The sequence below is a fragment of the Bacillus badius NBRC 15713 genome (genome assembly GCF_001591605.1).
In the GTDB taxonomy this organism is placed as follows: domain Bacteria; phylum Bacillota; class Bacilli; order Bacillales; family Domibacillaceae; genus Pseudobacillus; species Pseudobacillus badius.
On record NZ_BCVF01000040.1, the window covers coordinates 19,051 to 28,923 of the forward strand.

Annotated in this window: 12 protein-coding genes; 4 read left to right on the forward strand and 8 right to left on the reverse strand. The window is 41.7% G+C overall.

What is annotated here, in order from left to right; translation table 11 throughout:
• Positions 1 to 42: 42 nt before the first annotated feature.
• Positions 43 to 2,025, reverse strand: coding sequence for a lipoteichoic acid synthase (gene ltaS / locus BBA02S_RS16465; RefSeq protein ID WP_041114314.1), 1,983 nt, complete (start codon positions 2,023 to 2,025; stop codon positions 43 to 45).
• Positions 2,026 to 2,366: 341 nt separating this feature from the next.
• Here ltaS and BBA02S_RS16470 point away from each other — a divergent pair, with 341 nt between their 5' ends.
• Positions 2,367 to 2,999, forward strand: a complete 633-nt coding sequence (locus BBA02S_RS16470; protein ID WP_041114315.1) for a sterol desaturase family protein — start codon at positions 2,367 to 2,369, stop codon at positions 2,997 to 2,999.
• Positions 3,000 to 3,486: 487 nt separating this feature from the next.
• Complete coding sequence (locus BBA02S_RS16475) at positions 3,487 to 4,155, forward strand: lysoplasmalogenase (RefSeq protein WP_041114316.1); 669 nt, start codon at positions 3,487 to 3,489, stop codon at positions 4,153 to 4,155.
• Between the two features lie 19 nt (positions 4,156 to 4,174).
• On the opposite strand, the gene BBA02S_RS16480 is transcribed toward BBA02S_RS16475, so the two are convergent.
• On the reverse strand, positions 4,175 to 5,092 hold the full coding sequence (locus BBA02S_RS16480) for a DMT family transporter (RefSeq protein ID WP_052477387.1): 918 nt from the start codon (positions 5,090 to 5,092) through the stop codon (positions 4,175 to 4,177).
• A gap of 236 nt (positions 5,093 to 5,328) precedes the next feature.
• Positions 5,329 to 6,105, reverse strand: a complete 777-nt coding sequence (locus tag BBA02S_RS16485; protein ID WP_041114317.1) for an HAD-IIB family hydrolase — start codon at positions 6,103 to 6,105, stop codon at positions 5,329 to 5,331.
• A 93-nt stretch (positions 6,106 to 6,198) separates the two neighbouring features.
• Between BBA02S_RS16485 and BBA02S_RS16490 the strand changes: the two genes are divergently transcribed.
• Both BBA02S_RS16490 and BBA02S_RS16495 read left to right on the forward strand, forming a co-directional pair.
• Positions 6,199 to 6,897, forward strand: a complete 699-nt coding sequence (locus tag BBA02S_RS16490) for a Crp/Fnr family transcriptional regulator (RefSeq protein WP_041114318.1) — start codon at positions 6,199 to 6,201, stop codon at positions 6,895 to 6,897.
• 228 nt (positions 6,898 to 7,125) lie between these two features.
• A complete protein-coding gene (locus BBA02S_RS16495; RefSeq protein ID WP_041114319.1) occupies positions 7,126 to 7,806 on the forward strand; it encodes a hypothetical protein in 681 nt (226 codons plus the stop codon).
• Positions 7,807 to 7,961: 155 nt separating this feature from the next.
• Here the strand turns inward: BBA02S_RS16495 and BBA02S_RS16500 are convergent, their stop codons facing one another.
• The 5 genes from BBA02S_RS16500 to BBA02S_RS16515 form a co-directional block, all read right to left on the reverse strand.
• Entirely contained in the window at positions 7,962 to 8,207 is a 246-nt protein-coding gene (locus tag BBA02S_RS16500) for a hypothetical protein (protein WP_041114320.1), read from the reverse strand.
• 86 nt (positions 8,208 to 8,293) lie between these two features.
• Positions 8,294 to 8,482: a DUF4083 family protein gene (locus BBA02S_RS16505; protein WP_041098569.1), complete on the reverse strand. Its 189-nt coding sequence runs from the start codon at positions 8,480 to 8,482 to the stop codon at positions 8,294 to 8,296.
• A gap of 122 nt (positions 8,483 to 8,604) precedes the next feature.
• Complete coding sequence (locus BBA02S_RS16510; RefSeq protein ID WP_169799377.1) at positions 8,605 to 8,967, reverse strand: DUF4181 domain-containing protein; 363 nt, start codon at positions 8,965 to 8,967, stop codon at positions 8,605 to 8,607.
• A gap of 148 nt (positions 8,968 to 9,115) precedes the next feature.
• On the reverse strand, positions 9,116 to 9,313 hold the full coding sequence (locus BBA02S_RS21705) for a DUF6980 family protein (protein WP_082028182.1): 198 nt from the start codon (positions 9,311 to 9,313) through the stop codon (positions 9,116 to 9,118).
• Positions 9,314 to 9,568: 255 nt separating this feature from the next.
• On the reverse strand, positions 9,569 to 9,873 hold a 305-nt coding region (locus tag BBA02S_RS16515), incomplete at its 5' end, for an IS3 family transposase (protein ID WP_156477591.1).

Below are 9,873 nucleotides of genomic sequence, written 5' to 3' on the forward strand. Positions count from 1 at the left end.
ACGGCCTAACCATTACGGTTAAACAATTGCGAGGCTTTCTGTCTATTCTCTTGACGAAGCGGTTTTTTCATTTTTCTTCCCTGTCTCTTTTTCTGCCGGATTCGTGTAATCATATTTCGACCTGTCTACCGGCGCGAAGTTTGGAGGCGAATAAAACCGCAGTAAATCTCCATTGACGACCCGGTCCGAAAGCTCCAGCTTGGACTCCGCGATTTGCTGATACTCTTTAGCCTTGGCCAGCTGATCTTCCGTAAGTTCTTCTCCTGTAGCAGAATCATAAAATTTCCCGCTAATAGAGGTCATCTCCGGGCTGACAAAGTTCCCGTTGCGGAATGGAACAATGGAGTCGTGATTTTTGGATAATAAATCCGTGCCAAATTGAATATATTCCTTCGAATCAATGCCTAATAAATGCAGAAGGGTCGGAAGCAAATCAATTTGTCCGCCATACTCATGGTTAACGCCGCCTTCAAGGCCGGGCGCGTGAATGAATAGCGGAACCCTCTGCAATCCTGTACTCTCAAACGGAGTAATTTCCTTGCCCATTACTTTTTCCATTGTTTTATTATGATTATCAGAAATGCCGTAATGATCACCATACATAACAATTACCGTATTATCATATAAGCCCGCTGCTTTTAACTCCTTAAAAAACTGAGCTAATGCCTCATCTGCATAACGAGCCGTCTGGAAATAGCGGTCAACAGATTTATCTCCTGTTGTATGAGGCTCAATAGTTGTTTCTGCTTGATCCATCGTAAATGGATAATGATTAGTAACGGTAATGAACTTTGTATAAAATGGCTGCGGCAAAGATTTCAACAGCGGCATGGATTGTTTGAAAAACGGCTTATCCATTAATCCGTAATCCGCCAAGTCTTCAGGATTCATTTGATAGTAGCTGGCATCAAAAAACTTATCGTAGCCAAATGATTTATAAATCTCATTCCGATTCCAAAAGCTTCCTGAATTCCCGTGAAAAACAGCCGATGTGTAATTATATTGATCTAAGATAGCCGGAGCTGCCTGATAAGTATTCAAGCCTTTGGTTGTAAAAGCGGCCCCTTGCGGCAATCCGTATAAGGAATTTTCAAGCATGAATTCAGCATCGGCTGTTTTTCCTTGTGCCGTTTGGTGAAAGAAGTTATCAAAGTAAAGTGTATTTTTATCTTTGGATAAGGAATTTAAAAACGGCGTTACTTCTTCTCCGTGCAGCTTGTAATTGATCAAGAAGTTTTGAATAGATTCAAGATGCAAATAGACGACATTCATTCCTTTTGCTTGGCCGAAGTATTTCGGATTGGGTTCAGCATAGTTCGCCTTGACGGCATTACTGACCTCCGTAATGTCATCACTGTCGGCCAATACCCTTTGAGCCGAAGCCTTTGTGCTTTGGACGGTATCATAGATGGTGTAATTATACATCCCTAGATATTTAACGATATAGTTTCGATCGAATCCTCTTGTTAATAACTCCGGGCGATCCATTTCAGCAAGTGCCAGGTTCGCTCCCGAAATGCCGATGCCCAGCAAGAGAACTGTACATGCCTTTAAACGCTTCATGCCCTTCCTGTCTACTTTAATCACTTTAAAGGCGAGCAGCCCGATTAAAAGCAGAATATCCACGAAAAACAGGAAGTCATAGGGCTTCAGCAAATACACCACACTGCCGCTCACATCCCCAAAGTTCTTCGTTTGGGTCAGTGTTGGCAATGTAATGAAGTCATTAAATGAGCGGTAATACATCGTATTGGCAAATAAAAGAATGGACAACAGCGTGTCAATGACTAGAAGCGCTATATATTTCCCCTTGCCTCGAAAGAAAAAAGAAAAACCTAGAAACAATAGGGCAGAACCTAAAGGGTTCAGCAGCAGCAAAAGCTTTTGCGCTAAATTATCTATCCCTAATTCAAATTGCGTTAATTGAATGAAATAGGTTTTGATCCACAAAAGAATGACCGCTGTGATAAAAAAACCGCTAAACTTATTTAACGAGATACGATCTTTTTGAATGATATTTTTCACACTGTAAACCTGCCTTTTCACTCAGCTGCTTTTCAATAGCAGGCTCTGTTAGCCTACCCTCATCGTTCATGCAAGGGCGCACAAGGCGGCTTTTCCCGCGTGTCCGCCTGCAGCGAAATCTTTTCAACCCTATGTTCTAACAGAACCAAATAAAAAAGCGGCTATTGCTATTCTTCTTTATAAGATACAGGACCTATGTGTCCGCTGTGTGTCAGGAATAAAAATTTCAGTATTCTTACTATTTTTTAGAAAGTTATGGTAAGTTTATAAATAAAGATACATCAAATACACTTTTTCAGGAGAGAGGACTAAGCAGATAAGAATGGATGGAGGCGTAGACAATGAAGTTTAAATATGTGAAGGAGTTTTTCGGTTATCCTGACGTTTCCGTGATGAGCATACTTCTCTTGATTCAGATCGGCTGGCTGGTTCCCCATCTAGCTTCTTTCCGGACATGGGCCGCTTTTGCCCTTGGCATGGCTGCCTATACGGCGGTAGAATACCTCACCCACCGATTTCTGTTCCATATGAAACCGCCCAAGCGGCCTTTTTTATTACACTTAGTTAAACGTCTGCATTACGATCATCACGCCAAGCCAAACGATTTACATTTGCTGTTTCTGCCTTTATGGTACACGCTCCCCCAAATGGCTTTAGCCGGCGGCGCAGCCTATCTTATTTCCTCAAGCCTTGTCCTCACCGCCGCTTTTCTGGCTGGCATTATGCTGTTTTTGCTGTTTTATGAGTGGAAGCATTATATCGCCCACCGGCCCATCCAGCCGCTTTCTCCTTGGGGGCGATGGATGAAAAAAGTTCACTTATGGCACCATTTTAAAAATGAACATTACTGGTACGGGGTCACTAATCCTCTATATGATTGGACATTGGGCACCTTTAAAGACCAAAAAAATGTGGAGACCAGTCAAACCGTCCGAAACCTCGAGAACCGCGGCAACCAAGAAATGAATGTATAAATCGAAAAACGCTGAGTATGAGGCTTAGCGTATCCATTTATCGACAAAAGGGGTTCGGAATAACATCATTCCGAGCCCCTTTCTGCTTTTCAGATCGTTTTCAAGCTATTCAAAAGAAAAATAGACTATTCTCTTGCTTAAGCTCATCTAGGACGATCATTGCTAGTGCACCTTGTTGTGTGAAATGGAAAGCTCACCGCCCACCCCGCGGAAAGCGAAGCGCCTGGAATGGAAAGCAGCAGGACCCATCCCCAAGGAAAATAAAAGAGACCGCTGATGTTTCATTCAGCCGTTTGATAACGGCAGGATGATCCCATTCTCTGATCTTCTCCATGGACCGTTCTAACATGTCCGCTCACCTCGGCCAGTTCCTTTTTTATATAGAATAAATTATACTTTAATATACATCTGTGTTGACACGATTTATCATTTCTATGCTTGAGATGGCTGAATAACTGCTGCACCGCAGAACGGGAGGTGATTGATCTTGCGGACATTCTTGCTGCCTTTGCTCATTGGCATCACATCGGTTATTTATATTTTCATCATTCCAGCTGACCCGCTGGCGTTTAAAATCATCTGTAAGCTCATCCCGATGATGCTGATTATCCTCTATGCTTTTCGCCAGCTGCCTGTTAAGCCTTCAACCGCCCATCGCCTCCTCGTGATGGGGCTATTCTTCTGCATAATGGGTGACGGCTTGATTGCCGTCTCATTTGTTGCCGGACTGGGTGCTTTTCTGATCGGCCATTTATTTTATTTGAGCGGCTTTTTAAAAGCTGCTCGTGCAAGCAAACGGCATGTACTCGCCATTGTGCCAATTGCTATCTATGCTTTTGTAATTGGCCGGCAGCTAATTGCCTCCTTGCTTATTCAAGGAAACGACCAGCTCGTTCTCCCGGTTATCTTTTATATGCTGGCGATTTCTCTTATGGCCTTATCAGCCGTTTTGACCGGCAATTTCCAGGCCATTGCCGGCAGTACCTTATTCATCATTTCTGATTCCATTTTATCCTGGAATATGTTTGTTTCAGCGATCCCTTTTTCGGATCTCTTCATTATGAGCACTTACTATGCCGCTCAGTTTCTCATTGCCGGCAGCCTCTCCTCTCTTGGCAGCCATGCCGGGCATGCCAGTGCGGGACTGGAAGCGTAAAAAAGCCATCTGCATGCTATCATGCGGATGGCTTTCTCCCATTTTCGGCAAAATTGGGCGCTGCTTTTGCCAAGCTGCCTTCTTTTCGCGGAGAATAACTAATGCCAATAAACACGAGCAGAATCCCCGCCAGTTGATAGACATCCGGGCGGTAATTCATGATGGTCACATCTAACAGGATCGCCACCACGGGGTCTACAAACACTAAAACAGCAATCGTTTGAGCCTTCAATTCGCGTAAACTGCTGAAAAACAAATAAAACACAAGTCCGGTATGAATAAAGCCTGTCATCAGGATATACATCCAGTTTTCAACGGTCAGCTGCGTAAAGTGTGACCAATCCGCTATAGGAGCAAGCAGCAAAACACCAAGGCTTGTTTGGATAACAGTTGTAGCCAAGGGGCTGAGCACTTGGATGCCCTTCCCGGTGATAGAGGTAAGGGCGTAAAAAAAAGCGGCCGCAAACGCCCACAGAACGCCGGTAGAGACAAACTCGGCAATTGTTGCGTGCTGGTGGATACCTCCGACAAGCAGCGTTCCTACAAAGCAAATCAAGAAAAAGAGCAAGCCTCCAGCTGTCACCTTTTCTTTGAAAAGAAGCGATCCCAAAAGAAGCACAATGACCGGCGCCAGATGATAAATAGAAACGGCCACTGTAATCGGCATCACTTCAAAGGAAAGAAAAAAGAACACCCAATTGATAATCAAAAATACCCCGCAAAGCACGGCTAGCCCATACTCCCGGCGCGGAATCGCCTCTCTTTTCTGCGGCTTCGTCCGCAAGGCGCTCATTCCCCATACCGCACCTAAAAGCAAGCTGGTGCAGAGACAGCGCACAAAGACCAATTCAATCGACGGAAGGCCGGTTTTCACCGAAAACAGCCCGATTGAACCAAATATGGCCATAGAAATAATGAACTTTACTTTCGGATACATCCTTTTCCCTCCAAATCTATGATGCGAAAACGAGCTGTTGAACTCTATTTTAGACCGATTCGGAAGGAATTGGAAGGTTAATAGCCAGAAAATTCCCCATTCTCTGTTTGCGATCATTTCATGTCAAAGCATCATTGGGGTTACATTGCTGGCTAACCGCCGTAAGAAGCTCTTTAAAGCACAAACCGCTATGGCAAGGCAGCCTATAGCATCTCTAATAAAGATCTGCTTAATTATTATAAGCTGACCAGCTTGCTTTCTAAACTTCCCAGTTCACTAATTTTTTCTGCAAGCAGTTGTTCGGAATCCTCTCTTAAAGGCAATTGTTCAGATGAAAATGGAGCCAGTTGCCTGCTTTCACCAACCATAACTGAATACCTTGCATGTTGAAACATGGCAATGTCATTCGCGTCATTGCCGAATGCGATATATTCCCCTTCTCCTACACCCAATTGTCTCAACCCGCTCCACTTATCTATTCCGCTTGGGCTTATATCTAATACCCCTTCATTTCCATGCGAATGAACAACAACATCTAAGCTGACCAGTTGTTCTTTCACCTCGTCCATGTTGTCTGAAGCAAGCATTAAAACCTTCGTAATTGATTGCAATTCATCCAAATTAACGTTTTTCGCCCGTCTTTGCGGATCAAGGTTTTTAAAAATTGGATGAATAGCTGAGCCTGTGTAAGCATAATTCCAATCACTATCTATCAAATAGGAAATATTATAAACTCTGATTAATTCAATAATATTTTCCATTATTTCTTCATCAAAGCTAGCCATTGATATGATTTCGCCTTTCAACGCAACCATTGATCCGTTTCCGCCAATCATTGGGTAATGATGAAAACGCTCATGAAGAACAGGCAGCAAATCACGTATTGGCCTGGCTGAAGCAAATATCACTTCATGTCCTTTAGCTATTAGCGTTTCTAATGATAGCAGGATTGCTTCTGAAACAGGTTGACCATTAAAGCATATTGTCCCATCTAAATCGAACACAAATTTCATTTTATGCCACTCCTATAAATTATTTATTGTGTTCTTATCATATCAGCTTCTCTTATAATGAAAAGGACATATGTCCTGAAAAGGAGTGTTTAGATGAAATTTATCCAAAACCCGAACCTGCTTGAAACAAAATTACGGGACTATCATTTTGAGAAAATAGTTGACCAAGAAAAGCAGCCTCCATTTACCTTACAGCAATATGAAAAAGATGAAGTCATTTTATTGGAAGGGGTTGAGCTGGAAGCGCTGCTGTTTTTAGTAGAAGGAAAAGTGAAAATCGCATCAAGCGTCGAAACGGGAAAATCACTTTTACTGCGATTTGTTCAGCCGCTCTCCATCATTGGTGATATTGAACTTATTCGAAACGTTCCTGTCCAGTCACAAGTTCAAGCTGTCAATGAGTGCTTAGTAATTGGACTGCATGTTCATTATATAAAGCAACATGAAATGAATAATCCTAAATTTTTGCATACACTTTTAGAACACGTAAGCTATAAACTGCAAACTTGTACGATCGCTTCTCGTGTCAATTTATTGGCATCAGCGGAAAACAAATTTGCAAGTTACCTTTTATCTACGGCATCGCCTGAACAGACTAACGACTTCGGAATAGAACTAAGGACGTCTAGCGTCAAAGAAATTGCAGATTTACTTGGCATGACCTATCGCCACCTAAATCGGGTGATTCATTCTCTTGCTCAAAAGAAGATTATCGAAAGAAACAAACACTCGATTCGAATCTTAAACTGGCATGATTTAGAGAAGATAGCCAACGGAATTCGATTTAAGTGAAGATACATTATACTGATTTCTTCACAGGCTATCCATCATTGTTTGCGTCCCAAATCTGCATTTTGTAAACACTGATAAAACAGGCCGAAATTATCTGGATGCCAAGTACGTTCTCTCTCCTTCGCCAGCTCCTATCTGTTTTTCATTTATACAACCATTCCGTATACAGAAAAAACCTACTATGGTAGGATTTTGTAAAATGGATATTTTATAATAGGAGTGTTAATCATGAAAAACCGGCTTTGGATGAAGTTATCTCTGGTTGTTTTTTCTGCTGCACTTTTGGTGCCAACCAGCATAGCAAAAGAGACGGCTCAAGCATCTATCCAAGAAACAAAGCATGGAGAACCTTATATTAAAGCATATGATGCCAAAGGAAATCTGCTGAAATCCTACTCTGATAAAGAAATTGCCATACTGATTGAAGAAGCAGAGGAATCAGATCGTTTATTAGCAGTAAAGTCCAAAAACAACGAGGGAAGTCCTGCTGCTTACTTTTATGATGAGAATAATTTACTGATCGATTCAACCGACAAAGATGCCGTAAACGTCCAAAAAGCAGCCGTAGCAAAACTCAAGGCCTCAGGATGCTCAGTGTACAGGTATGATTCGGCTTCGTTCAGAAAACATGTGACGGTCGCTGGCGGAAGATACTTTAAAAATCCTCAGAGTATGACAGTGAGCCCCCAACAACAGGCTGATACACTAGTCATTCAAGCATATAAACAAGGGGCGTCAGCGCCAGCAGGAAGCATACAATTAGGGAATTTCAGCGGGAGCGTTCATGTGCCGCTCGTTGAAATCACTCAACACACACTCGGAGCAGGCAATTATAAAATCCAGCTCGGCCATGCTGATTCTGCAGGCCATGTGACTTCTCTGAAGAGCGGTACCCTTTACTATCAATAAAAACGAAGAGGCTGTCCTAAAAGGTCATGAAAAATGACTTTTTGGAGCAGCCCCTTCTCTTCTTAAAAACAGAATGATCTCCATGCTGGCGAACGCTTTCCACAAGAGTCGCCGCCTTAATCCCAATCATTATAGCAAGTCTTTATTGGCCACGTTTAATGAAAAACAACGATGAAAATGAGGATGGACGTTAGTAGCCATAACCCGATCCATCCATAGTCGATGAACTGATTTCCTGTTTTTTTATCAAAACGCTTTCTCGTTAAATAACGCTCTACTATTGAAAACCCCGCACCTAGTATAAAAAAAGTAAGGACCCCCAAATGAGCTGTAAATAATAATGCCAAAATAATTACGCAAAAAATAGTCCATCGAGTAAACGGCAACCTTAATAAACTCATCGACACCCTCCTATTTTCCTGCTTGCCGAAGGAAGATCCGAACAATTAAATGAGGATCTTATCTACCCCACGAAACTAAAAAACCATTACTCTCTAAATTGCTTTTCCTGATTTTCAATGATTTTATCAAGCTTACTTTCCATTCTCTTTAAAGCGTCACTTCTGTCAAACTGATTTGTCCATATTCTTCTAATAAATAAAAACAACGAGACAAAAAATAAGACTACAAATAAAAGCATGACAATTTGAATGATCACATCACCAATATTAACCATAGCCACCTCACAAGTTTACATAATCATATTTCGGGAGACAAAGGGAGTGCTTAGAACGATGGAACCAACTCAATGGATTGCCTGTGCCCTGATTATTTATAGAGCTCCTTCCGATCTAATAACTAAATGACATAAGCGATACAAAGCATAACAATAACCCCTAGCGTTAAAAAAATAAGCGTGGTCACATACTGTTTGGAGTTTTTCAAGTACCTCCACTCTAGAATCGCTTGAAATCCGAACAATAACACAAAGTAAATGATCCAATACCACTCTATCGAATTTGCACCCTTTGTCATCATAAACGGCAGCGTACATAAAAAGAGCACGCAAAAAATGATTCTGCCCCACCGGTCAATCTGTTTACCAGGAGTAGTTGAAATCTGTTTCTTTTCCACTCCGAGCAGTCTATTGATCGCTTGTTCCAGCGCAATAAGTAAGAGGAATAAAGATATAGCAGCAACTATAAACAGGAAAGTTATCAAATCGATCCCTCATTTTCAGGTTCGTCCCCCCCTCATACTAACTTATAATTACCATTTTTGTAAAATAAAACCATAAACAGACTTAAAAAAAGAAGGCAGCCTTACAGCCCCCTTCTCTGCTCTCTTTCCAATCCACTTTTAATTTCTTTTACTTAAGCTTGCTGCTGCACCAAGGACAAAATTTAATAGTAATGGCGGAACTACCTCCATCATGAATAATTAATCCATACGCCTCGTTGTCCTTATCAACATAGATAAGCTGATCTGGACAATCAAATGGATGATGATGAACGTCGCAGCTAAAAGTCGCGTGATATTCCATCTCCTCACAACAATAATCTTTCATTTCCTAACACCTTTTCTTTTATCTTAATAATCTTAAAAAGTTTTCCTGCTTATATAAGCCTCAATGGAGGAAGTCACTGAAAGGAACTGAGTTTTAAACGGGCAACTTCTTCTTCACCCTACATGATAACAAGAGTACCTTTTAGAGCATTCTGTTTTAACACGCTTCATCTCAACACCCTCTTTTCCCTAATTATACCATCAGGGGAGAGGGAATGATGACGGATTTTTCGCTGCATGGATTGTCAACACTAAATCAGACAACTTTTTTAAGGGAAGCCCGTTTGTATTCAATCGGGCTTAAATAGTCTAGTGTCCCATGAATTCGCAGCTTGTTAAACCAGTTGACATAGTCACTGAATTCGAGTGTAAGATACTCTAAACTATCGAACTTTATTTGTTGGACAAATTCCGTTTTAATAATCTTAAACGTGGCTTCCGCCACAGCATGATCATATGGACGGCCTTTCATGCTTAAAGAGCGGCCAATCCGGAAGGTCGCTAACGTTTCATCGATAAGCTGGTTTTTAAACTCGCTGCCACGATCAGTGTGGAATAGCT